The organism is Acinetobacter sp. YH12155 (assembly GCF_013418255.1).
In the GTDB taxonomy this organism is placed as follows: domain Bacteria; phylum Pseudomonadota; class Gammaproteobacteria; order Pseudomonadales; family Moraxellaceae; genus Acinetobacter; species Acinetobacter indicus.
Genome location: NZ_VPCK01000001.1, coordinates 275,307 through 299,368, shown reverse-complemented (window position 1 = coordinate 299,368; position 24,062 = coordinate 275,307). Strand labels below are relative to the sequence as shown.

The 24,062-nt window shown below is 45.1% G+C and carries 20 protein-coding genes; 10 read left to right on the top strand and 10 right to left on the bottom strand.

Features of this window, described 5'->3' with window-relative positions:
- The 3 genes from FTU86_RS13785 to metG all read right to left on the bottom strand — a co-directional run.
- Positions 1-234 (bottom strand): transposase (locus FTU86_RS13785; RefSeq protein ID WP_257222134.1); only part of this gene is annotated, 234 nt, incomplete at its 3' end.
- A gap of 66 nt (positions 235-300) precedes the next feature.
- Entirely contained in the window at positions 301-612 is a 312-nt protein-coding gene (locus tag FTU86_RS01435) for a hypothetical protein (RefSeq protein WP_180048304.1), read from the bottom strand.
- A 58-nt stretch (positions 613-670) separates the two neighbouring features.
- On the bottom strand, positions 671-2,728 hold the full coding sequence (gene metG / locus FTU86_RS01430; protein WP_180036505.1) for a methionine--tRNA ligase: 2,058 nt from the start codon (positions 2,726-2,728) through the stop codon (positions 671-673).
- A 250-nt stretch (positions 2,729-2,978) separates the two neighbouring features.
- Here metG and apbC point away from each other — a divergent pair, with 250 nt between their 5' ends.
- On the top strand, positions 2,979-4,256 hold the full coding sequence (gene apbC / locus FTU86_RS01425) for an iron-sulfur cluster carrier protein ApbC (RefSeq protein ID WP_180036504.1): 1,278 nt from the start codon (positions 2,979-2,981) through the stop codon (positions 4,254-4,256).
- Between the two features lie 53 nt (positions 4,257-4,309).
- On the opposite strand, the gene FTU86_RS01420 is transcribed toward apbC, so the two are convergent.
- The 3 genes from FTU86_RS01420 to FTU86_RS01410 are packed head-to-tail and all read right to left on the bottom strand — an operon-like array spanning position 4,310 to position 7,823.
- Positions 4,310-6,328: a TRAP transporter permease gene (locus tag FTU86_RS01420; protein ID WP_160242910.1), complete on the bottom strand. Its 2,019-nt coding sequence runs from the start codon at positions 6,326-6,328 to the stop codon at positions 4,310-4,312.
- A complete protein-coding gene (locus tag FTU86_RS01415) occupies positions 6,325-6,822 on the bottom strand; it encodes a DUF1850 domain-containing protein (protein WP_005179559.1) in 498 nt (165 codons plus the stop codon). Before FTU86_RS01415 ends, FTU86_RS01420 begins: the two co-directional genes overlap by 4 nt.
- A complete protein-coding gene (locus FTU86_RS01410) occupies positions 6,822-7,823 on the bottom strand; it encodes a TAXI family TRAP transporter solute-binding subunit (RefSeq protein WP_168390798.1) in 1,002 nt (333 codons plus the stop codon). The genes FTU86_RS01415 and FTU86_RS01410 overlap by 1 nt, the downstream gene beginning before the upstream one ends.
- Before the next feature lie 408 nt (positions 7,824-8,231).
- Here FTU86_RS01410 and FTU86_RS01405 point away from each other — a divergent pair, with 408 nt between their 5' ends.
- The 6 genes from FTU86_RS01405 (at position 8,232) to FTU86_RS01380 (ending at position 15,610) form a co-directional block, all read left to right on the top strand.
- On the top strand, positions 8,232-8,825 hold the full coding sequence (locus tag FTU86_RS01405) for a LysE family translocator (RefSeq protein WP_163141419.1): 594 nt from the start codon (positions 8,232-8,234) through the stop codon (positions 8,823-8,825).
- Positions 8,826-8,937: 112 nt separating this feature from the next.
- Positions 8,938-9,507, top strand: coding sequence for a dCTP deaminase (dcd, locus tag FTU86_RS01400; RefSeq protein ID WP_005179553.1), 570 nt, complete (start codon positions 8,938-8,940; stop codon positions 9,505-9,507).
- Positions 9,508-9,751: 244 nt separating this feature from the next.
- Complete coding sequence (locus FTU86_RS01395; RefSeq protein WP_168390799.1) at positions 9,752-11,212, top strand: hypothetical protein; 1,461 nt, start codon at positions 9,752-9,754, stop codon at positions 11,210-11,212.
- 13 nt (positions 11,213-11,225) lie between these two features.
- On the top strand, positions 11,226-11,879 hold the full coding sequence (locus FTU86_RS01390) for a hypothetical protein (RefSeq protein WP_104498303.1): 654 nt from the start codon (positions 11,226-11,228) through the stop codon (positions 11,877-11,879).
- A gap of 27 nt (positions 11,880-11,906) precedes the next feature.
- A complete protein-coding gene (locus FTU86_RS01385; protein ID WP_152342490.1) occupies positions 11,907-14,162 on the top strand; it encodes a DUF6160 family protein in 2,256 nt (751 codons plus the stop codon).
- A 29-nt stretch (positions 14,163-14,191) separates the two neighbouring features.
- The gene (locus FTU86_RS01380; RefSeq protein WP_152342489.1) at positions 14,192-15,610 is read left to right on the top strand and encodes a hypothetical protein; all 1,419 of its coding nucleotides are present in this window, start codon (positions 14,192-14,194) and stop codon (positions 15,608-15,610) included.
- A gap of 54 nt (positions 15,611-15,664) precedes the next feature.
- On the opposite strand, the gene FTU86_RS01375 is transcribed toward FTU86_RS01380, so the two are convergent.
- From FTU86_RS01375 to FTU86_RS01360, 4 genes are all read right to left on the bottom strand, one after another.
- Positions 15,665-17,380: a proline--tRNA ligase gene (locus FTU86_RS01375; RefSeq protein ID WP_104469971.1), complete on the bottom strand. Its 1,716-nt coding sequence runs from the start codon at positions 17,378-17,380 to the stop codon at positions 15,665-15,667.
- Between the two features lie 97 nt (positions 17,381-17,477).
- Positions 17,478-20,582, bottom strand: a complete 3,105-nt coding sequence (locus FTU86_RS01370; protein ID WP_180048303.1) for an efflux RND transporter permease subunit — start codon at positions 20,580-20,582, stop codon at positions 17,478-17,480.
- 6 nt (positions 20,583-20,588) lie between these two features.
- Positions 20,589-21,734, bottom strand: coding sequence for an efflux RND transporter periplasmic adaptor subunit (locus FTU86_RS01365; protein ID WP_180036497.1), 1,146 nt, complete (start codon positions 21,732-21,734; stop codon positions 20,589-20,591).
- 54 nt (positions 21,735-21,788) lie between these two features.
- Positions 21,789-22,382, bottom strand: a complete 594-nt coding sequence (locus tag FTU86_RS01360; RefSeq protein WP_171525083.1) for a hypothetical protein — start codon at positions 22,380-22,382, stop codon at positions 21,789-21,791.
- A gap of 329 nt (positions 22,383-22,711) precedes the next feature.
- Between FTU86_RS01360 and pilG the strand changes: the two genes are divergently transcribed.
- From pilG to FTU86_RS01345, 3 genes are read left to right on the top strand one after another with little or no spacing between them, the layout of a single operon-like run.
- Positions 22,712-23,095: a twitching motility response regulator PilG gene (pilG, locus tag FTU86_RS01355; RefSeq protein ID WP_005179541.1), complete on the top strand. Its 384-nt coding sequence runs from the start codon at positions 22,712-22,714 to the stop codon at positions 23,093-23,095.
- A gap of 16 nt (positions 23,096-23,111) precedes the next feature.
- On the top strand, positions 23,112-23,480 hold the full coding sequence (locus FTU86_RS01350; RefSeq protein ID WP_005179539.1) for a PleD family two-component system response regulator: 369 nt from the start codon (positions 23,112-23,114) through the stop codon (positions 23,478-23,480).
- 3 nt (positions 23,481-23,483) lie between these two features.
- Positions 23,484-24,020 carry a chemotaxis protein CheW gene (locus FTU86_RS01345; RefSeq protein ID WP_005179538.1) on the top strand — a complete coding sequence of 179 codons (537 nt, stop codon included), beginning with the start codon at positions 23,484-23,486 and terminating at the stop codon, positions 24,018-24,020.
- The last annotated feature ends 42 nt before the right edge of the window (positions 24,021-24,062 follow it).

Genomic DNA, 24,062 nt, shown 5'->3' with positions numbered 1-24,062 from the left:
GAATAATTCAAGTGAATTTGTTTGAAAGAAGAACTTTAAAAGCTTTATTTTCACCCGATAAAATACCCATAAAACAAGAGGAAGCTCAAATGAGCTTCCTCTTGTGAAAAATTGTGGGACAGCAATGGCATTACTCATGCCGTGTTCACGGCAAAGGGTCGCTACAGGTGTGCCAGATTCTGCCTGTTTCAAGATGGACATGATCTGACTGTCAGTAAATTTAGATGTTTTCATGCAGAATCTCCTGCTCGTATCTTAAGAGAAAATTCTACTTTTAGATCCTATTATTTTTAGGGGGGATTACCTAGATGCAGATGGATCACCCTGTAAAATATATTTATTTAATGTCGCAAGGTATTTTCTTTTTTCTACATTAATATACTGATTGATCTTTACTTCATTATTTTCTTTTAATAATTGATCTAATTCAGGTGAATATGAAATTGAGTTCGGTGCTGATGGATCAGACATTAATGAATTTATAAGCTTTTGATATTTATCTTTCGCTATTTGAATAGTCGGACTAAATTTATATGTTATTTCATTTTCAGTGGAATGTACCATCAGTGAGATGAACAAACTAATAATCAATATGGATATTTTTCTTAACATGGTTGTACCTTTTTATATGAAAAAGGCTTCCGAAGAAGCCTTATTTTAAAAATATCAATTAAGACACTTTATCACCCGGTTTAGCACCAGTTTCAGGTGAAATTACCCAAACACCATCGCCATTACCCGCAGCGAGTACCATACCGTTTGAAATACCAAAACGCATTTTACGTGGTGCAAGGTTTGCCACCATCACCACCAATTTGCCTTTTAAGTCTTCAGGTTGGTAGAACTCACGAATACCGCTAAATACGTTACGTGGTTCAGCTTCACCCACATTTAAAGTGAGTTGAAGAAGTTTATCGGAACCCTCAACCGTTGCAGCTTCAAGAACTTCCGCTACACGTAGGTCAACTTTCATAAAATCATCAATATTAATGATTTCAGCTTCACCGACTTTAGGTTCAGGCTTTTTCTCAGCCTTCTTCTCTTTTTTCTTTTCAGCTTTTGGTGCTTCTGCAGGGGCAGCTAAAGAGTCTTTAGATGCATCGACCATCGCTGCGACCGCTTTCGGGTCAACACGTTGCATGAGCGGTTGGAACTGTGCAATTTCATGTGCAAGCAAAATTTGCTGACGCGATGCAAAGTCAAAGCTGTCGAGTTGTAAGAAGGCTTGAACTTGTTCAGCCAATGTTGGCAATACAGGCGCCAAGTAAACCGCCAATTGACGGAACAGGTTGATCCCGACAGAACACACATCATGCACTTGCTGTTCTTCGCCTTCAATTTTCGCAAGCGCCCAAGGCTTTTTCTCATCAATGTATTGATTGGCTTTATCAGCAAGCGCCATGATTTCACGAATCGCTGTTGAGAATTCACGTGCTTCGTATGCTTGCGCGATTGAATCACCAGCGTCAATAAAGCTTTGCACCAGTTCAGGCTCGGCACAGGTTGCACTTAACTTGTTATCAAATTTGGTGTTGATGAATTTGGCACAACGGCTGGCAATATTCACTACTTTACCCACCAAGTCAGAGTTTACTTTCTGCACAAAATCATCCAGATTCAGGTCAGAATCTTCAACTTTATCAGATAGTTTAGAGGCAAAGTAGTAACGTAAGTATTCCGGATTCAGATGCTGTAAATAGGTTTCTGCTTTAATGAAGGTACCGCGAGATTTCGACATCTTCTGGCCGTTTACAGTCAAGAAACCGTTTACAAATAAACCGGTTGGGGTGCGGTAATTAGCACCTTCCAACATTGCTGGCCAGAACAGCGCGTGGAAATAGACAATATCTTTACCAATGAAGTGATAGACCTCATTGTCAGAATCTTTTTTCCAGTAATCATCAAAATTCAGGTCTGGACGTTTGGTTTTGACGTAGTTTTCAAAGCTCGACATATAGCCGATAGGTGCATCGACCCAAACGTAGAAATATTTATTTGGCGCATCTGGAATTTCAAAGCCGAAGTAAGGTGCATCACGGGAGATGTCCCAATCGTTCAGGCCATTGTCAAACCATTCATCTAACTTGTTGGCAATTGATACCGGCAAACGGCCTTCATCACGGGTCCATTTTTGCAGGTATTCACCAAAGTTTGGCAATTTAAAGAAGTAGTGATCCGATGATTTCTCAACTGGTGTAGCACCGCTTAACGTCGATTTTGGATTTAACAGTTCAGTCGCGTTATACGTAGTTCCGCAGACTTCACATGAGTCGCCGTACTGATCTTCGGCTTTACATTTCGGGCAGGTGCCTTTAATGAAACGATCCGACAGGAACATGCCTTTTTCCGGGTCGAACAGTTGTGTCACAGGACGTACGGCAATATTGCCGGCATCACGGTTCTTGATATAAATTTCTTGCGCGCGTGCCTTGTTGGTGTCGCTATGGGTGGAATCATAATGATCAAAATCGACCTTAAAGCCGGCAAAATCACGCATATGTTCGGCCTGAACATTGGCAATCTGCTGTTCTGGTGAAATACCGTTGGCTTCAGCACGTAGCATGATGGCGGTACCGTGAGCATCATCCGCACAGACATAAGTCACTTCATGGCCCATTGCACGCATGGCACGAACCCAGATATCTGCCTGGATATAACCGAGTAAGTGGCCCATATGGATTGGACCATTGGCGTATGGAAGGGCGTTGGTGACTAAAATTTTACGCACGGATTAACTCTCTCATTCGTATTCATTATGCAATGTCCGCGATTTTACCTTAGATGATGCAGGCTTGCACAAGGGAATCGGTGAATTCTTTTCAGGACCGGATAAAATCTGCATTTCTGTGCCGAAAAAACAGAAAAAACCAAGTCTTTGACTAAGATTTATAATTCCTGTGGCTGCGCTGGCTTAACCTTCGTTTAAATACCCGTTAAACTAGGGCATTCGGTTGTATATCCAGATTTGGAGTAACTTTATGTCGTGGCTTTCTTCACTAAAATCGGTCTTTGCTCCTGCACAGGAGGTGAAAGAGGAAGAAATCCAGAAGGTACTGCAAAACTATGTACTTCCTGCTTCCCAAAACGCACTCAAAGAGCGTATTTCTCAGGTCAATGTACAGGGACAAATCCTGCAATTAACTATCAATACTTATCCGGAAGAAAAACAGTATTTGCAGCAGATTCATGATGAACTGGCCGATGTACTCGAGCAATGCGGCATCAAGGAACTGAATCTGCATGTGGTGCAGCAAAAAACCGGGGCGAAAAAAGAGGGCGGCTGTGGTCATAACCATGCCGAAGGAGAAAGCTGTTCCAGCAAGCCACAAGTTGCAGCAAAATCCAGTCTGCCACCTGTGGTCGATGCTTCGGCAAGTTCAGATGCGCTCAAGCAAGCCAATGCCAACTATCAACCCCAGCAAGAAGAAGCGCCAATTCAAAAAGCTGCACCGCAGCAGCGTGATGTGTCAAAACATCCACGTATTCAAAACGTAATTCTGGTGTCATCCGGTAAAGGTGGGGTTGGAAAATCAACCACTACCGTTAATCTGGCCTTGGCGATGCAACAGCTGGGTCTGAAAGTGGGTGTATTGGATGCCGATATTTATGGCCCGAGTATTCCAACCATGCTCGGCAATGCCGGCCAAACCCCGATGATTGAAGCCGAGCATTTTGTGCCGCTAGATGCCTATGGGATGGCGGTGCTGTCGATTGGTCATTTAACTGGTGATCATAATACCCCGGTGGCTTGGCGTGGACCAAAAGCTACGGGTGCCCTGATGCAGTTATTCAATCAGACCTTGTGGCCAGATTTAGATGTACTAGTGATTGATATGCCGCCGGGAACCGGTGATATCCAGTTAACCCTGGCGCAGCGTATTCCGGTCACGGGTGCCGTAATTGTCACTACACCGCAAAACGTAGCCTTAATGGATGCGACCAAAGGCATTGAGCTGTTTAACCGTGTACAGATTCCGGTGATAGGTGTGATTGAAAATATGTCGACGCACATCTGTTCTAACTGTGGTTTTGAAGAGCAAATTTTTGGGACCGGTGGTGGCGATCAACTGGCCGAGCAATACGATATTCCATTACTGGGCCGTTTGCCGCTGAATGTACAGATTCGTGAAAATGCCGATGCCGGTAAACCGTCTGTGATTGCCGAAGATGATGCAGCCGACAGCTATCGGGAAATTGCCCAGAAAATCATGGATAAACTGCCAAAAGCAGACAAAGACCAGAACCGGATTTTTTAATTCTGTAATGTAGTGAATAGAAAAAAGCCCAATCTTCAGATTGGGCTTTTATTTTAGGCAGATGATAAACCGGATGGCGTCGATTTTTGCTTTCTGGCTTGCAGCACATTAACAGCCACTGCAATCACCACCATGATGGTACCGGCAATATCGGTATAGGTTTCCGGAATAATCATCATTAAGGCACCCACCCCCATGAAAATTCGCCAGAACCAGTTTAAACCGGTTTTGAAATAGCCCTCGACCGCCGCGCCCAAGGCTAGAATCCCAATAACCGAAGTCACGGTAATGCTGACAATGGTGGTCCAGGCCGGGAAGGCAAATTCACGAGCATTAACGGCCACATTGGTGGTATCAATCATCAGCATGGCCGGGTTATATACAAACAGGAACGGCACAATAAAACCGGCCAGTGACAGTTTCAGTGCCTGAAAACCGGTCCGCATCGGGTCGCCGCCAGCAATCCCGGCACCGGCAAAGGCGGCCAGCGCCACTGGCGGGGTGATATTGGCAAACAGACCAAAATAGAACACAAACATGTGCGCTACCAAGGTCGGAATATCAAAATGGGCCAAGGCTGGTGCAGCCATGGTCGCGGTAATGATATAGGCCGGAATCGAAGGTAGGCCCATGCCCAGAATCATGGAAGCCAGCATGGTAAAGAACAGGGTCAGGAACAGGCTGCCCGCACCAATACTCATAATGGATGAGGTCATGACGGTACCGAAACTGGTCAGGCTGACCACCCCAATGATAATCCCGACCACCGCACAGGCCGCCATCACCGATAAGGACTGCCGGGCACCATCGGCCAGGGCATCCAGAATCTCCCGAATTCCCATGCGGGTAGATTTTCTAAAGGCTGCCACAATAACCGTAAGCACAATGGTATACACCGCGGCATAACTGACCGGAATTGACTGGAACAGGAAAAACACCAGCGCCACAATCGGAATCAACAAATGTCCGCGCTCTTTTAGCACTTCTTTAACCCGAGGTAAATCTGCTTTGGGTACTCCTTTTAGGTTGTCTTTCCCGGCACGAAAATGGACTTGGGCCATCACGCCTAAATAATACAACAGCGCCGGCAGGGTCGCGGCTAGGGCGATGGTGCCATAACTGACGCCGGTGGTTTCCGCCATAATAAAGGCACTGGCGCCCATCACTGGCGGTAAAATCTGTCCGCCGACTGAAGCACTGGCTTCCACCGCGCCGGCAAAATTTTTGTGATAACCAATCTTTTTCATCAGCGGGATGGTAAAGGAACCGGTACCGACCACATTGGCCACTGCCGTACCATTAATACTGCCCATAAAGCCACTGGAAATAACCGCCACCTTGGCCGGGCCACCCTGTTTATGCCCGGCCAGGGCCATGGCCAGATCATTAAATAATTTGCCCATCCCCGATTTGGCCAGAAAGGCGCCAAATAAAATAAACAGGAAAATGAAAGTCACCGATGCGCCAATCGCCGATGAATACAGGCCTTCGGTTTTCAGATACATCTGCCCGAAAATATCACTCACGGTATAAGGCCGGGTCAGTAGCCGTTCCGGCATCCAGTTAAAATGACTGATAAAAGGATAAGCCAGGAAAATCAGCCCGAGAATTGGCAGCATCCAGCCCATGACCCGTCGTGCTGCTTCGACCACCAGCACCACGGTCATAATTGAAAACACAATATCCAGCACATTGGGAATCCCGCCGCGGGTGGTCATAATGGCCTGATATTCTTTCCATAAATATAAAAATGAAGCGAGAGAGGCGAGGGCCAGAATCCAGTCGAACCAGGCCACATGCTGGCGGGAACTGGACTGTCGTGCCGGATAAAGCAAAAATACCAGCACCAGACCAATGGCCACGTGCGCCGAGCGTTGTAGCAGCTCTGGAAGCGGGTTAAAGGTAATAAACAGATGAAACAGCGAATAGCTGATGGCAATCGCGGCAATAAACCAGCTGACCGATTTGCTAAGAGGTTGGCGCGTGACCGATTCCCGGTCAAATTTTTCCAGCAGGGCCTGCTGTTCTTTTTCATCCAGCTGTTCAATGGTTACTTTTTCTTGTTGTGTCATACGCAGTCTCCTTGACCCCACCATTTCCAGAACGGTCGTTGCTGTACCGAAAAATGCACCACCGTGTAATCAGGAAAATCTTCGGCTATGGGCCAGCGTTTCTGATTGATCTGGAGCTGTCCTTGCATACGGCGTGAAATGGTCCAATGTAATTCTTTTAAATGATGATTGACCTGCATACGTACCTGGCCATTGGCTTGGCGCAGCACAGGATAATGATCCGGTGTACCGGCACCAAAGGACACCAGGTCGGTATGCGTTAAAATAAAATGCTGATCTTCACGCTGATAATGTTCCTGCCAGCGGGTTTTTTCTACCGAATGTTGCCACTGCAACTGAAACTGTTGCGGGCGAATCACACAGCTAGTGTTAGGACCTTTGTGACTCTCTTCAATCTTGACTAAGGTATAACTTTGCGGAAACCACAGGCCGAGCAGGATGACCAGCATCAATAGAAAAAGTGCAGCCCAAACTGCACTTTTATAGCTGAACATTAAGGTGCTGCCACCTCATCATAATAACGTTTCGCCCCCGGATGCAGCGGTGCAACCAGGCCTTGCTGGGCTTTTTCCAGGCTAATATCGGTAGCAGCCTGATGGGCATTGGCCAAATTGTCTAAATTTTCAAAAAAGGTTTTGGTCAGTTTATACACATCATCTTCAGACAGGTCGGAACGTACCACCAAGGCATTCATAATGGCCGCGGTCTGCACATCTTCTGTATTGCCATACGTGCCTTTTGGAATCACCATCGGCAGGAAGTAAGACTGGTTCTGGGCAATCTGTTTGACTTTGTCTGCATTAATACTCACCAGTTGCAGATCAAAACTCTGCTGTAGTTCCATCAATGATGAATTTGGAATACCACTGGTCAGGAAGGCCGCATCCAGTTTGCCACCTTTTAAGGCATCGGCGGCTTCGGCATAGCCCAAGTAATCGACTTTGACATCGTCATAGCTAATCCCAAAACCATTCAGCAGGGTACGCGCATTAACTTCCACCCCGGAGTTTTGTGCGCCCACGGCAATACGTTTGCCTTTTAAATCTTCAATAGAGCGAATCCCGGATTTTTTTGAAGCCACAATCTGCACGTAGTTAGGATATAAAGCCGCAATTTGCTGCACATTGCCAATTTTATCTTTAAAGCTGCCTGTGCCCTGAATGGCTTCGGTCAGACTGTCACTCATCACAAAAGCCATTTCGACTTTATTCTGTTTTAGCAGATTCAGGTTTTCAACCGAAGCGCCGGTGGTCTGGGTTTTGGAATTAACGCCGTAGGTTTTGTTATACAGTTCGGCCAGACTGGTCCCGATCACGTTATAGGGACCGGAGGCACCGCCCGTGGCAATACTGACAAAACGGGTTTGCAGCTTGTCGGCAGCAGCGGCACTGCTTTGTGGATCGGCCTGGGTGTTGTTCTGGCCTGGATCATTGGAACAAGCACTTACACCAGCTAAGGCCAGCGTCAGTAAGGTCAGTTGCGTCCATTTTTTCATTGACTTCTCCTGTGATTATTATCGTCATCCATTGTTGAAATATTGAAAGGTTTCAAACTTAAAGCTGGTTCTGGTTATTCTGATTAAGGCAGCTTGTTGAGTTAAAAATTAACCGAATAATTTGAACTTGAACAGTTTTTTTTACGCATTTATACAATTGGGGGAGAGTAAAAATGGACTAAAAACCCTTGATACATTAGAGATGAACGGCCCAGTTTTGATGACTGTTATATATTCTTTAATATGTTTTTAAGCTTATGATAATTAATGATAAATATATTGTAATTGACTGTGTTTTTAGTTGAGGAATTTATCTGTTTTGCTGCACAATGAGGCCAGTTACAATTTATTTTTTGCCTATGCCTTGCAACTCCATTACATTTGCAGCATTCGCGCATGAGGCTGGCTATGATTTCATGGTTTTTTATTGGTTTGGTGATCACCATCTTGTTGACACCTGGCCCAACCAACACCTTGCTGGCCTCTTCCGGAATTCAGGTTGGCATCCGTAAATCTTTTCATTTAATTCCCGCCGAAGCCTTTGGTTATCTGATTTCCATTACCCTATGGGGCATGCTAATCGGGCAGGTGTCGAGCCAGTTACCGTTATTGCCCACTGTGCTAAAACTGTTTAGTGCGGTTTATATCATTTATCTGGCCATCAAGTTGTGGCGTACTGCCAATGTCGAACAGCAGTTTCAGCAGCCGACCATTCGCGCGCGTGAACTGTTTGTGGCCACTTTACTAAATCCGAAGGCCTTGCTGTTTGCTTCTGCAATTTTTCCGGCCATCACCTGGACCAGCGCCGCACATTATGTGGCACATATTCTGATGTTCCTGATCCTAATTATTCCCATTGCATTTTTCTGGACCCTTGTTGGTTCCTTTTTGGCCAGCAATAAAATCCGCTGGCTTAATCCGGCCAACCTGCAAAAAACCGCATCCTTGCTGCTGTTCAGTTTTTCAATTCCTCTAAGTTATTCGGCGCTTTTAAGGCTTTAAACGCCTCATCTACAGCGGGCAGAAAAGTTGACTTCATGCCTGCTTATTTCCATTGGTGCCGATTTCAGTTAAAGTACAGCGCAGTAAAACATTCGCTTTTGGATAGAAATAAATGGCAATTAAGTCTGATCGTTGGATTCGCGAAATGAGCGAAAAACACGGCATGATTGAACCGTATGCACATAATCAGGTTCGATTTGATGAAAATGGCAACAAACTGATTTCCTATGGCGTTTCAAGTTATGGTTATGACGTCCGTTGTGCCCGTGAATTTAAAGTATTCACCAATGTCCATTCTGCCATTGTTGATCCAAAAAACTTTGATGAAAAAAGCTTTATTGATATCGAATCGGATGTCTGCATTATTCCACCAAACTCGTTTGCCTTGGCGCGTACAGTTGAATATTTCCGTATCCCACGTAATGTTTTAACCGTATGTCTGGGCAAATCGACCTATGCGCGCTGCGGTATTATTGTCAATGTCACGCCGCTCGAACCAGAGTGGGAAGGGCATGTGACCTTGGAATTCTCTAATACCACCAACTTGCCTGCACGTATTTACGCAGGTGAAGGCGTTGCACAGATGCTGTTCTTTGAATCAGACGAAGTGTGTGAAACCTCCTATAAAGATCGTGGTGGTAAATATCAGGGCCAAACTGGGGTGACCTTACCGAAAGCCTGATAGTGGAAACTTAAAATAAAAACAAGCGAGCCGTTGTGCTCGCTTATTTTTTCGCCAATTCATTCATCGGAAAAACGGGCTTTTTGGCCTGTATTTTTTTGCAATTGATAAATTATTACGCATAATGAACAACAATTATGACTTGGTAATCGCATGTTTTTAAGGATAAAAACACATAAATAAATAGCCAAGTTCTGGATAAATAAAAGAATGATGCGGAGCATCTGGGAATAGGATGGTCGAGATGACTGAATATGGAATTGGCCTAAATTTTAGAAAAAGTTGCTTAGCTGCCTTGGTCGGGATGTTGCTAAGTTCTCCTGCATATGCTTTACAGAATCTATCCGATGAACATCTGGCAAATACCACAGGTGAAGGGATTGCCTTGCTTCCTGAAAATTTCAAAATGGTATTTCAGCGCCCGAATGATGTGTCTGCGGCATCAAGTTATACCCGTAATCTCGATAATCCGGAACAATATGACACCGGTTTTATTCGCATCATTCCGGTAGGTGAAAATTACGATAATTTAACCCTCAGTCAGACTGATGCTGCCAATCAGAGAACCAAAGCGGATATTTTTATTTATGGTCTGGCGCTCTCTGAAACCAATAACAATATGAACCAGCGCTATAGTAATCAGGGGTTTGATTGGGGCAGTGCTGCGAATCCCTGGTTATTTCGCGCTGGTACAGCCGAAAATATCCGTCAATTTGACAGTACGAATGCAGCGGCCGATATCAGTTATATTTCTTTAGAAGCTCCTTTGGCCAAAGTGGATGCTGATGATCAGGACAATAATATTAAACTTGGGCTTTGGTTAGATGCTTTTTCACGCAGCTGGAACTCAAGTAACAAGGTGGACCCAATTACGGGGGCACCTGTCACGACCGATGCGGTCAATGATCCTGACTTATTAAAAAATCAGCGAATTCGATTGCAATTGGTGGCCAATGGTCTAAGCCTAAGTGGTTCACAGGTTCGACTGTTTCAAACCATGCCTTCTACCAATGCAGTAGAAAGTCAGACTTTAGGTATGGCCAGTCTTATCCGTCTGAATACCAATGATAATCCTGAAGTTCTAATTTATGAAAATACCCAGGCTAATAAAGAACTGCTCAATGCCAGAGGTTTGCGTATAAGTACAGCAACCCTCAATGATGGTACCGCGGTTACGCCTGCACTCGACCGTTCTTTAGCCCCAATTTTCCATGCTGAAGAGGGTTTGTATTTGTATAGCCCTAACATCAATTTAGTGCTCGGCAATATGCACCAACCGTTTATTTTGGGCTCGGAAGGTCAGAATATTATTTTAGAAGTGACCCGCATTCCGAATGTCCCTGAAATTTATAAACAGATTTATACCTATTATGCCGATATTGATGGCGATAACACCGAGATCAACCCTGCTGACTATAAAGGCTCAACCTGTAATGTTGCTTATTGTGGCTCTAATATTTCCCAAGTACTTTCAGGGGCAGGAACCACCAACTACCAGGGAACCAATGCAACACATAGCAGTATTTCAATTGGTAGCGTGACACGTGATCCGACCACGAATCTGTTAAAAGCCAACACTGCGAGTAATTCTACCGGTGTGGTATTTAGAAGCCCGCATGCAACTGCAGCACCTGTAAACTTGGGCTCGGTGGCAATTGATGGTGTGCTGATCCAGCACTTGAAGTTTAAGACCACGGGACTATAAGAGGGAATTTGAGATGCTGAAAAAAATCTGCTTTCCACTGGCTCTTTGTGTCAGCACATTCAGTTCTGCTCAACTGGTCAGTTTAAATCAAGATGAACTGTTAAATACGGTCGGGCAGGGCGGTGCCGATTTAAGCTGGACGCTTTCTTTAAACCATAAATATGCCAATGACATGAGTCTCAAGAATATTTCCGAACTCAGTAATGGTGAGGTCACTACGGCAAATTATCAGTATGAATGTAGCAATGATGTGTTATGCCGTTTTGCTTTTTCTCCCAATAATCATCGTGATGAAAATGGTCAGAAGTGGCTGGTGTTTAAACAGATTCAGGGCACGATTCAGATTGATAAATTCTCCTTGGAAGGCACCACCATTATTAATAAGGATAAAAATCCACAAACAGCGATGCTGCTTAAATTTTATGATAAGCATCCTCTAAAAATCAGGAATTTGGGTTTTGCGAGTCTGGCGGTTGAGTCAGGTGATGAAGGTTATTTAAACAATACCCGATATACCACCTATAACAATGGTTCTCAGGTTCCTTCATTTGATCAGGGGCAGGAACAGGGATTCATGGGACTGAATGTTCATGGCAACTTGCATCTGTCAGGAGATATTAAAATTTTCAGTTATAACTGCTCAGGAGCTGCAACCAGCCGCTGTTAAGCGTTGGGATTTCAAAAGGACATTGAAATGAATAAAACAATAAAATTAAATGTACTTGCCTTATCTATCTGTTTAGCTCAGCAGGCATACGCACTACAGCCTATTTCTGATCGTAGTCTCAGTCAGGTGACAGGGCAGGATGGTATTTCTATTACCCATGAAGTTTCGAAGGTGACAATTGATCAATTGAACTGGGTGGACTATCACAATACCGGCAGTATGAAACTGGGGATGCATGATATTGAAGTGCTCAGCTCGGGGGGGCAGAATATTAAAAGTACCCTTGATGTTGACGTTGGTACCACAGCAAATGGTGTCGGCATGCATATCCAGGCGAGTATTTCGCCATTTAAATCTACGGTTCAGAACATCATGCTCATTTGTGAGCCGAACTGTGGTGATAACCAAACAGATCAGAACCTGGGGTCTTTAAGCTTTCATACTATTTCACCACTACGTTTTAACTTAATTACCAGTAATGGATTATTTAACCGGAATGATCTGGCTCATTTAGATTTTGAGCTTAAAAATGCCAGTATTTCTTATGGTCTAAATGGCCAGAACCTGACCTTAAAAGATTTTAACTTTAACCTGTCTGCAGATGGGTATATGTATTTGGATCAGGATGAAGGGATTGTGCTGGCAACTAAAAACAGTCCTACTGGCCAAGACCATATTGTAAATTTAGGACGGGTAGAAGATCTGACCAATGTATCCGATAACCGGTCAGGAGCAACCAATCCAGGGGTGAATATTGATTTACGTTATGGTCCAGAGGGAAGCCAGAATAACCTGATTCGTATGGGAGCTTCTGGAGCAGTGACCAATGGTAAGCTCTTTATTAATGCCAACCAGGCTGGAATTGGGAAGTTTAATACGGTTAGTCGTAATTCAGGCGATTTGACTGAAACAACACGGCAAGCCGGTGGTTATGATATAGCCGGTCCGGGTGGTTTACATCTGGGTATGTCTGCCGAATTTACCCGAGAAGGCAACCCGCTACTCAATGGCAGGGCTCCGACTACACTCGAGATTGGGCATACAGGTACAGGCAGCTATGCAATTGAATTTTCTAACTTATCGCCACTTGCAGTACGTGATAGTAATAATGTTGATGATTTGACTAAACGCAACGCCTATATTGATTTTGGTGATATTTTTATTAATACCGTTCAGGCCAAATCTTTAAACTTTATTATCAATGAGAATATGCAAAAGGTGCTGGGCAGTAATACTCTAGAATTGATTTATAACATTAGCCCTGATCAGAATGCACAAAATTTAGCGCTTATTGCGGTGCGAGGTATGGATTTTCAGGCCATCGCGCGTAAGGCCAGATTCATTTCAGATAACTCAATTGATGCCATTACCGCAACTTCTGATGAGTGGGGAATTGGTATTCCAATCTTTAACTTAAATACCAACCTGGCTTTGTATGCAAAAAATTATAGTCGTAATGGCGTTGACCGTTCTGGTTTAGGCTATAACCTGGCACTTTCGACGGAAGGCTATGGTATTGACCAGAAAACAGGTGCACCAAGTACAACCTCTATTCTGATTATTGATGGTGCGACCGGTAAATACAGTGGTGAAGAAGTCAACTATTATGCGGGCCTAAGAAATATAGATGCGTACCTGAAATCGGATGGGGTGATTGGTTTTGAAGAAGATGGCATTTATGTCAAGGCAGATAACTTGCTGCTGGCTGCAAAAGCTGAAATTGCAATTGGTCAGTTGCCTGGCTCTTTATATAACTGTGCTGAAGTGGAGTGCCAGAACCGGGTAGTTCCTATCGATAACTTTGCCAGAAAAGATGACATCTTGGCTTCTTTAGCCTTCAAGCTTGATGGTAAAGGTGAACTTATGATTATTCCTGGTCTTGAGTCCACGAATGCCACACCCGATACTAATTTTTTATCTTTAAAAGCAAATTTTGAATTTAATCCGATTGCAGAGACAGATAAAGATGATCCAAGTGTTTTGGGCAGTTATATCAGCCTGATTAATGAAGACCAGAATGGCGTCGGGACTAAAACCTCCAGTGTAAATTTAAACAAAATGCAAGGTCATGTCGGTTTAGATGCCCGTGTTCTAGTGAAACAAGATACGGTGGTCTTGGATAATCAGGTGAACTTTAATTATAAAGCGACAATGCAGCCTGGATTGGGACAAGCTTTTAAAGCAGAAATGGCGATGTCTCCATCTGGAACGATGCAAAAAATTGCTGATTTTGCCATTCCTGGTGGCAATATGCGTAGCACTTTAGGGATCACACCACGCTAAGTAGATGAAATTGGCTTAAGGATTTGAGTATGAAAAAAACAATAATGTGGGCTCTTATAGGTTCAGCTTTATCCATGACGAACACAAGTCATGCCTTATCTGTGCTTGAAGATGCTGAATTATCGGATGTGACAGGACAGGCTCTATTTTCTGTCGTGAAAGAAACAGATGCTAGTCAAGGTTTAGATTTTTTTAAACTGGGAATTGATGCTGAGTTATCACTAAATGCCAATATTAAATCCTTGCAACTTGGCTGTGGCGGTGAAAATGGTGCGGGTGCTTGTGATATTGATATCTCTGCTCTGTCATTGGGCTGTGTGGTGGGCGCGAGTGGAAATTGTATTACCTTACCTACCAATATTGCAGGACAGCCCAAAGGCCAAGATTTTGATAACAGTTTAAGTAATCAAAAAGAGTTAAGAGATTTTGTCTTAACGAATCCCTTTTTCCAATTTGCGATCAAAGGAGGCGACCAAGCTGCAACTCGTGAAGTGGTCGGGGTAAGAGTGGGTGCGGATAAAGCCCAAGGCCCGATGAGCATTGGTGCTATGAATAATTTTAGTGGTTATTTAACCGGAATCAATAATTTATATATTCAGGCACAAACCAATGTGGCGGTTACCTGTAAGCAGGGAACAGCAAACTGTTCCGATGCAGATGCTTCAAAGTATTCTCAAGATTTCGTTGGTGATTATGGTCTTCTTGCTGGTGGGGAAAAGCAACAATATGAAGCAAGTGCATATTTAGGGGTTAAAAATGCTGAAATCCTTAATCTTTTTTTTGGTGCTGTAACTGTGGAATATCGTGACCAGACGATTAATACAGCAGCAGCTCAACGGGAAAACTTAGGTATTGTCGCAAACGGAAATCGTATGACCCAAGTACAAATCCATGGTTTGCAATTAGGAAGCTTGGTCGATGAAGTTGTACAAAATCTGACAATTAACCAAATGTGTACCGGTCATGATCCTGGCAAGTGTAGTGCTATTGGTACAGAAACGATTGGAAATACGTTATTGCCTTTATTACGTACAGGAATTCAAATTTATATGAAACAGGAAACATTAAAAGGTTTAAATCTTCCTGTTCCTGAGCAAGGTACTTTGGAGCTGGATGGTGCTTATAGTACTAAACTCACCAATTTATTAAATGCCTATGTCTTGCCTTATAATTTAGGCAATGTACATCAAATTGATGTTGACTCTAACTTGTTTGGTATTGCCTTAACTTCTTTAGGGAATGGTATTCGTTTCCCTGGTTTTGCTGAGGATGCAAAAGCAACCAAGGGATGGTCAATGTATTTAGAAGATGCTTTTACGATTAATATTAATCAGCCTTTAACTACCTTAATGTCCAATATTGTACAAACCGGTTTGGCTGCTCAAGGGAATATTACAATGCTTGAGCAACCATACCGTAATTGCTATGGAAGTATGAAGTTCTGCTAAGCCTTAAAACTAAAAAATCCCGCCGAAGCGGGATTTTTTATATACAAAGACTTATTATTTTGCGAGCTTCGCCAATAACTCATCTTTGCTTAAGTTGGTTGATTCAGCATCACGGCGACCTTTATATTCAAAAGTACCCGCATCTAAGCCTTTTTCACCAATCACAATACGGTGTGGAATACCGGTTAACTCCAGATCAGAGAATTTCACTCCTGGGCGTTCATTACGGTCATCCAGTAGTACATCATAACCGGCAGCACTTAATTCTGCATATAAGGCTTCTGCAGCTTCTAATGTGCGCGGTGACTTGTGTGCATTCATTGGTACAATTGCGACTTCAAATGGAGCAATGGCAGCTGGCCAGATAATCCCTTTCTCATCATAATTCTGTTCAATTGCAGAAGCCACGACACGGGTCACACCAATACCATAACAGCCCATGGTCACTACAAATGGTTTGCCATCTTCGCCTAACACTTTACAGTTCAGTGCTTCAGAATATTTTTGGCCCAGCTGGAAAATATGGCCCACTTCAATTCCGCGTTTAATTTGAAGTACACCTTTACCATCTGGAGATGGATCGCCTTCTACCACATTACGCAGGTCATAAACTTCAGTAAACTGAGCATCACGTTCCCAGTTCACACCTGTTGCGTGTTGATCTGCGGCGTTGGCACCTGCAACAAAATCAGACAAGACAGAAGCAGCACGATCGACAATCACGGTCATGCCTTTTTCAACCAAGCCTTGTGGACCTACAAAACCAGCGGTCAGACCAAGCGCAGCAATTTGCTCTTCAGTAGCGAAGGTTAATGGCGCTGCAATTAAAGGATGTTTTTCAGCTTTAATTTCATTCAGTTCATGGTCACCGCGCAGGAACAGGGCAATCACCGGAACAGTGCCATTTTCATCGGCAATGCCTTGTACCAGTAAAGCTTTAACAGAATGCGCAGGATCAGTACCGAGGAAGCTTGATACATCCGCGATGGTCTTTTGATTTGGAGTATCTACAACAGTTAAGGCTTGGCTTGGCGCTGCACGCTCACCGACCAGAATCGCTTCCGCCATTTCAATATTGGCTGCGTAATCTGATTCAGTCGAGAAGGCGATATCATCTTCACCGCTGTCTGCCAGAACGTGGAATTCATGGGAACCTGAACCACCAATTGAGCCGGTATCGGCCTGTACCGGACGGAAATCCAGACCAAGACGGCTAAAGATCCGGCAGTAGGTGTCATACATGACATCATACGTTTCTTGCAAAGAAGCCTGATCAACGTGGAAAGAATAGGCATCTTTCATGATGAATTCACGTGAACGCATCACCCCGAAACGTGGACGGATTTCGTCACGGAATTTGGTCTGAATCTGATAGAAGTTCATTGGCAGCTGTTTGTAACTTTTCAGCTCAGTGCGTGCCAGATCGGTAATCACTTCTTCATGGGTTGGGCCCAGCACAAACGGGTTGTTGTGACGGTCGGTAAAACGCAGTAATTCCGGACCATATTGCACATAACGGCCTGATTCTTCCCATAACGATGCAGGCTGGGTCACTGGCATAAAGGTTTCTAAAGCGCCGGCGCGGTTCATTTCTTCACGGACAATCGCTTCGACTTTATTTAATACGCGTACCCCCATCGGCAACCAGGTATACAGACCTGAAGCCAATTTACGGATCATCCCCGCACGTAACATGAGCTGATGTGAAATCACTTCAGCATCATTTGGGGTTTCTCTTAACGTAGCAAACAAAAAGCGACTCGCGCGCATGGAAACTGTCCTGATAATTAATCGTGAAAGCAGAGATTATACGATAAAAAAATGAGGTGAACATTCGGAATGTCACCTCATTGTGTTTTCTTCTGGCTCAAGACATCAGTTTGCGGCTTTGGCGCAGCATGAAATTCTTGAAATCATCCAGATAGGTGAAGATGACGGGCACCACCACCAGCGTGAGCAGGGTCGAGGTAATCACCCCGCCAATTACCGCATGGGCCATGGGCGCACTCTGTTCGCCGCCTTCACCCAGACCGAGTGCCAGCGGGACCATGCCCATTACCATGGCAGACGTGGTCATTAGAATCGGGCGTAAACGGGTTTTACCGGCCTGAATAATCGCCTCATAACGCGGCTCACCTCTGTCCATGGCCTTTTTAATAAAGTCGATCAGCAGGATGGCGTTCTTGGTGACCAGTCCCATCAGCATGATAATCCCGATAATCGAGAACAGGTTCATGGTGGAGTTCAGCAGGAACAGCGCCAAAAACACCCCAATCAGCGACAGTGGCAACGAGGCCATAATCGCAGCTGGGTGAATAAAGCTGTTAAATTGCGAGCCCAGCACAATATAAATAAACACAATCGACAGGGTGATGGCGGTCAGTGCATAACCTGCGGACTCAGCCATATCGGCATTGGAACCCTGGGTGTCGAAACTGTAACCTGGTGGCAATTCAAAGTTGTTTTGAATGGCTTCAATGTCCCGGCCAATATCACCAGCTGGGCGACCTGCGGTATTGGCCTCAACCAGAACTTCACGGGCCAGATCACGACGGTTAATCTGCGAAGCGCCGAGGTTTTCTTCAAAGCTGGCCACACTGGCCAACGGCACCAGAATGGCTTGACCATTGGCATCGGTTTTTTGTGAGGTCAGCGACATTTGCTGGACATCACCCGGCAGGCTGCGGCGGTCTTCAGTCAGACGGACATTTACATCATAGGTTTCGCCGTTTTCATCTTGCCAGGTGGTGACGTCATCGCCGGCAATCAGTGGACGAATCACGTTGGCAATCTGGTTCACAGACAGGCCTAAATCACTGGCCAGTACCCGGTTGATCTGCACTTCCAGCGTCGGTTTCGGTTCTTTCAAGGAGCTTTCCAGATCGACAATGCCATCTACCTGGGCAATTTCCAGCATAAAGCGGTCGGAAATCTGTTGTAGCTGGTTTAAATCCGGCCCTTTAATCGAAATCATCACCGGTTTTTGCCCGCCCGATACGGTTTCATCTGCCGAGGCCACCGAGGTGACACGAATGCCAGCCACGGTTTGCAGGCGTTCACGGAATTCATTATTCAGGTCAGTCAGGGTTTGTTCACGCTCATTGCGCGGCGTAACACGTACGCGTAAATTGACATGGTTTTTACCGCGGTCAGTCAGACTGTTAACCGAACCATAGGTAGAAATAACCTGTGGATGCTGGCGAATAATCTGATCGACCTGTTTCAGTTTGGCCTGTGAATATTCCAGCGAGGCATCCACCGGGGTTTCAAATTTAATCCGGATTTCACCTTTGTCCGGTACCGGTACAAATTCGGTACCAATCAGTTTGGATAAACCGAGTGCGCCAAATAACGAAGCTACGGCAATCAGCAGGGTAATCAGACGGAACCGTAAGGCCAGTTTTAGCAGCTTTTCATAGATATGACTAAGATTGTCCAGTTTGGTGGAAATCCAGTTCAGAAAACGTTTCACCCGGCCTGGCTGTTTGTTGGGGTTCTTACGCTCGGCCCAGTGTGCCGACAGCATCGGGTCCAGGCTAAAGCTAACAAACATGGAAATCAGAACTGCGGTACTGACCGTGACCCCAAACTGATAGAAGAAACGGCCAATAATCCCGCCCATAAAGGCCACCGGCAGGAATACCGCAACAATGGTCAGGGTGGTGGCCAGAACCGCCAGACCAATTTCTTTGGTACCATCCAGCGCTGCGCTAACATGGTCTTTGCCCATGTCGGCATGACGGACAATATTTTCCCGCACCACAATCGCGTCATCAATCAGCAGACCAATACTTAAAGACAGGGCCAGCAAGGTCATCATGTTGATGGTAAAACCAAAGGCCCAAATAAAGGTCAATGTGCCGAGCAGGGCAATTGGCAGGGTCAGGCCGGTAATGGCGGTGGAGCGGAACGAGCCTAAAAACAGCAGGACGATCAGTACTGCCAGCGCTGCACCTTCAATAATGGTGCGGGCCACATCACGGATACTGCCGCGAATGCCTTTGGAGCTGTCGACCACCACTTTGGCTGTGGTGCCCTCAGGCAATTGTTGCTGAAGGTCATCCAGCACTTTATAGGTGTTATCGACCACCTCAATGACATTAGAATCTGAACTGCGCAGAATATCCACCGCAACCGCAGTTTTGCCATCTAAAAAGGCACTGGACTCTAGCTCGGCCTGGCTATCCTGAATGTCAGCGACCTGTTTCAGATAAATCGGTGCACCATTTTTATTGGCAATAATCAGGTCCCCAAAGGCCAGCGGATGGATAACCTTGGAGTTAATTTCAACCACCAGCTCGCTGTTGGCCTGTTTCAGGGTGCCGCCCGGCACTTCAACATTTTCTGCTTTTAGGGTGTTGATGACCTGATCTACGCCAATCCCGAAACTTTGCAGTTTTTCTGGTTGTACTTCAATCCGGATCTGGCGCTGTGCATCACCGAGTAAATTGACTGTTCCCACCCCCGGTACAGTGCGCAGTTGCGGCACAATGCGTTGATCCAGATAAGCACTTAAATCACGCAGTGACATCTGCTCGGATTCAAACACAATCGACATAATCGCGTTGGCCGTCGGGTCGTAACGCTCCACCACCGGGTCCTGGATTTCATCACGGAATTCGGCGGTGACACTGGCAATTTTATCGCGTACATCCTGCGCTGCTACGGCAGAAGATACCTCCAAGTTGAACTCGGCAATAATGGTGGAGAGGCCCTCACTGGACTGGGAAATTACCTGTTTGAGACCGGAAATGGTGTTGATCTGATCTTCCATTTTCTTGGTAATTTCAGATTCAACCGTTTCCGGCGAGGCGCCCGGATAGTTGGTATAGACCACCACAAACGGAAAGTCGACATCCGGAAATTCTTCAACGCCCATACGCTGCCAGGAAGCCAGACCCAGCACCATCAGACACAGCATCATCATGACCGTAAAAACGGGATATTTGACACTAATTCGGGTAAACCACATAGTTTTCTATCCTGAGGCGTTTTCGGCGGTCTGGCTGATGCTGACCGGTTGCTGTTCATTCTGCGGACTAAACTTGACCCGACTCACTAAATCGCCGGCCTGCAATCCGCTTACAATGGCGGTATTATCACTATAGCGCTGCTCGAGCACGTGAATATCGATCCGGACAATCTTGTTCTGGCGAATGGCCCAGACATAAGGTTTGTTTTGTATATCCTGAATGGTGTCTAAAGGAATCAGCTGACCAGAAATCGAGTTGGATGAAACAATATTGCCTTCAACAAAGGCACCGATGCTGAGCGAGTTGATGGATTCATTGGGTGTGGCAAAAAACTCGATCTGACGGCTGGCCAGATCGGCAATTGGAGATATCCGGCTTAAGGTGGCGGTCAGCTGGGCCGGATTGCCCTGAATTTTATATTCAATCTTTTGGCCGACCTTGAGCGCAGACTGCTGGTCACTTGGCAGTTTGGCCTGAATTTCCAGCCGGTCCGGATTGACAATTTCAAACAGGGTCTGGCCGGCAGAAACCGTCTGGCCGGGTTCGACCTGACGCTGGGTAATCACGCCGCTAATCGGGCTGAGAATGGTGCCATCACGGTCGGCTTTTTCGGCAATATCGACGTTGGCCTGCTGGGCACGGACATTTTCCAGCTGGGCACGATAATCGACCTGACTTTGTTCATATTCAACTTTGGAAATAAAGCCCTGATTCAGCAGGCGACGTTTACGCTCCATCATCACCCGGGCCTGATTGGCTTGTGCCTGCGTGGAGGCAAGGTTGGCGCGTGCTTGCGCCAGACGCGCGGCATTATCCTGATTGTTTAAACGGACCAGCACCTGACCTTTGCTAACCCGCTGACCCACTTGCGCATTGACTGCACTGGCGGTGGCCGTGACCTGTGCCTGAATGCTGCTGTGTTGTACGGCACGAATGGTGCCGGTAAAGGCAGTTTTGGACACCGAGTCGCCGGTTTGCACGGCCACCACATCATCCTGAATCAGTTCAATGGTTTCTGGTTCGCTACGGGCCTGTTCCGGTTCTGAGTTCTGGCAGGCGGTCAGCAGCAGGCACAGGCAAAGTGTACTGAGGCCGAGTAGGGGCGTACGAAAACGGGTAGAAGTATGTGATATACGCGGTGCTGGTCGCATGCATATTTATCCTTATTTTTCTTGTCACATGACAATTCAATTAAAAACTTCACTTTATTCAAGTGCTTTTAAGCGAGTAATAATTCTGTCGTATTCTGCCTGTGTTTTTCGATAGCTCGTTTGTAACGATTGAATCTGCTGTCTTTTCTGATTTAAGTTGGTCAGGTTGTTGTTTAAATTGTTTTTCAGCTGTTCCGGGACCGGTTTGACTTTGCGCAGATATTCCATTTCCTGACGTTTAAACACAATCCGGTCATTCTGTAATTGTTTTAACTGTTCCTGCTGAAAGGCAATCTGCTTTTTAATATGTGCCAGCGCATTGTCACGTTGCTGGGTAGCAATATGACTGTTGGTATAGGCCTGTTTTAGTTTTAAATCCTGCTCGCGCTGACGGGCCTGCGCGGCACGTTGTGGCGCCTGACGGGCATCGGTTTCGCTATTATAGGGACGCGCACGCTGAATCACCTGCATGTTGCGGTCCAGTGCTTCATAGCCATAGCGGATATGGTTTGGCGTAACATTGCTGCTGATATTGGCCACGCCGTTTTTATCGTAGTAGCGATACCACGCCGGCTTGTTGTCGGTATTGGCAGACAGCTGTCCTATCTGTAAAGCCAGCAGCAGGCCCAGTAATGATTTACTGAACAATGATGTATGCGCCCTTTTTGTGAGAGCTTTTTGAAAAAAAGTACGCACAAGCTTCCCCGAGATAAAGTTGACTAATTTACTTATTTTTAAGTCTTTAAACTGTTATATTAGACCAGAATCAGAAATTTAAAAAATACAATAGACAAAAAAAAATCAATGGTCATGGAAAAGTGTGAAGCAGTTATACAAAGTTCCTATAAAGTGTAGGTTTGGGCAAAAACTGTTCATTGAAACCTAAAGTAAAGATATGTTAAAAATAACCATAATTATGTAAATAAAATTCTACTACACCGAATTGCTTGTACAAACAAAATGGGAAGGGTCATTAAATGGACGATAAACTCCAAAATCTAAAAGTCATGGTGATTGATGATTCAAAAACCATTCGTCGTACAGCTGAAACTTTATTACAGCGTGAAGGCTATGAAGTGGTCACTGCCGTCGACGGTTTTGAAGCATTGTCTAAAATTGCCGATGCAAATCCGGATATCGTTTTTGTTGACATCATGATGCCACGTCTAGATGGCTATCAAACCTGCGCATTAATTAAAAACTCGCAAAACTACCAGAATATTCCAGTCATCATGCTGTCCAGTAAAGATGGTCTGTTCGATCAGGCCAAAGGCCGCGTGGTGGGTTCAGATGAATATTTAACCAAACCTTTTAGTAAAGATGAGCTTTTAAACGCGATTCGTAATCACGTAAGCGCATAACTCGGGGAATATAAAGATGGCACGTATTTTAATTGTAGATGATTCTCCAACAGAAACATTCCGCTTCAAAGAAATTCTGACCAAGCATGGTTTTGAAGTGCTTGAAGCAGCCAATGGTGCAGACGGGGTGACCATGGCACAGGCCGAGCTTCCTGACTTGGTGCTGATGGATGTGGTGATGCCGGGTGTAAACGGTTTCCAGGCAACCCGTCAAATTGCCCGTGGGGATACCACCAAGCATATTCCAATTGTGATCGTGAGTACCAAAGACCAAGCCACTGACCGCGTTTGGGGGAAACGTCAGGGTGCCAGCGATTATCTGACTAAACCTGTAGATGAACAACAATTAATAGACGTTATTAATCAACACCTGAATGCAGGATAACTTATGGCCGCAAATGGATTTATCGAATTACTTCGGTTGTCTAAACGGGGAAATAAAAACTACGTTACAACTGAAAATGAAGTAAACCGATGGTCTGGCATTGCGTTTGAGATGATGGGGCAATATTTCGTTGCCCCGTTGGGGGAAGTCACTGAGGTTATCTATCCACCAAAATATACGCCGGTACCTAACACCCAGAACTGGGTGATGGGACTGGCCAATATCCGGGGCCGATTACTCTCAGTTTCAGACTTGGCACATTATGTTTCTGGACATAGCAGTGCTTATTCACCGACTCAAAAAGTAATGTGTATTAGTCATCAAGACCATTATGTCGGTTTGGTTGTAGATCAAGTTTTGGGGATCCAACACTTTAATAAGAAAAGTTTCTTTTCTAAACACAATGATTTAGATAGTAATTTACAAGAATATTGTCAGGGGTATTTCCACCAGCATAACCAGCAATGGCATATTTTCTTATTTAGTCGTTTATTGCAAAACCCAAAATTTATGAACGCATCTATAAAATTTATAAATTAACTATCGCGTACGCATATATAAAGGCGAAAATCGGGGAGAAGC

What these genes read in the sequence shown, in the direction of transcription:
- FTU86_RS01435 (WP_180048304.1), bottom strand. Translation starts at nt 612, where the DNA reads ATGTTAAGAAAAATATCCATATTGATTATTAGTTTGTTCATCTCACTG.
- apbC (WP_180036504.1), top strand. Translation starts at nt 2,979, where the DNA reads ATGTCGTGGCTTTCTTCACTAAAATCGGTCTTTGCTCCTGCACAGGAG.
- FTU86_RS01420 (WP_160242910.1), bottom strand. Translation starts at nt 6,328, where the DNA reads ATGACACAACAAGAAAAAGTAACCATTGAACAGCTGGATGAAAAAGAA.
- FTU86_RS01415 (WP_005179559.1), bottom strand. Translation starts at nt 6,822, where the DNA reads ATGTTCAGCTATAAAAGTGCAGTTTGGGCTGCACTTTTTCTATTGATG.
- FTU86_RS01410 (WP_168390798.1), bottom strand. Translation starts at nt 7,823, where the DNA reads ATGAAAAAATGGACGCAACTGACCTTACTGACGCTGGCCTTAGCTGGT.
- FTU86_RS01405 (WP_163141419.1), top strand. Translation starts at nt 8,232, where the DNA reads ATGATTTCATGGTTTTTTATTGGTTTGGTGATCACCATCTTGTTGACA.
- dcd (WP_005179553.1), top strand. Translation starts at nt 8,938, where the DNA reads ATGGCAATTAAGTCTGATCGTTGGATTCGCGAAATGAGCGAAAAACAC.
- FTU86_RS01395 (WP_168390799.1), top strand. Translation starts at nt 9,752, where the DNA reads ATGACTGAATATGGAATTGGCCTAAATTTTAGAAAAAGTTGCTTAGCT.
- FTU86_RS01390 (WP_104498303.1), top strand. Translation starts at nt 11,226, where the DNA reads ATGCTGAAAAAAATCTGCTTTCCACTGGCTCTTTGTGTCAGCACATTC.
- FTU86_RS01385 (WP_152342490.1), top strand. Translation starts at nt 11,907, where the DNA reads ATGAATAAAACAATAAAATTAAATGTACTTGCCTTATCTATCTGTTTA.
- FTU86_RS01380 (WP_152342489.1), top strand. Translation starts at nt 14,192, where the DNA reads ATGAAAAAAACAATAATGTGGGCTCTTATAGGTTCAGCTTTATCCATG.
- FTU86_RS01375 (WP_104469971.1), bottom strand. Translation starts at nt 17,380, where the DNA reads ATGCGCGCGAGTCGCTTTTTGTTTGCTACGTTAAGAGAAACCCCAAAT.
- FTU86_RS01370 (WP_180048303.1), bottom strand. Translation starts at nt 20,582, where the DNA reads ATGTGGTTTACCCGAATTAGTGTCAAATATCCCGTTTTTACGGTCATG.
- FTU86_RS01365 (WP_180036497.1), bottom strand. Translation starts at nt 21,734, where the DNA reads ATGCGACCAGCACCGCGTATATCACATACTTCTACCCGTTTTCGTACG.
- pilG (WP_005179541.1), top strand. Translation starts at nt 22,712, where the DNA reads ATGGACGATAAACTCCAAAATCTAAAAGTCATGGTGATTGATGATTCA.
- FTU86_RS01350 (WP_005179539.1), top strand. Translation starts at nt 23,112, where the DNA reads ATGGCACGTATTTTAATTGTAGATGATTCTCCAACAGAAACATTCCGC.
- FTU86_RS01345 (WP_005179538.1), top strand. Translation starts at nt 23,484, where the DNA reads ATGGCCGCAAATGGATTTATCGAATTACTTCGGTTGTCTAAACGGGGA.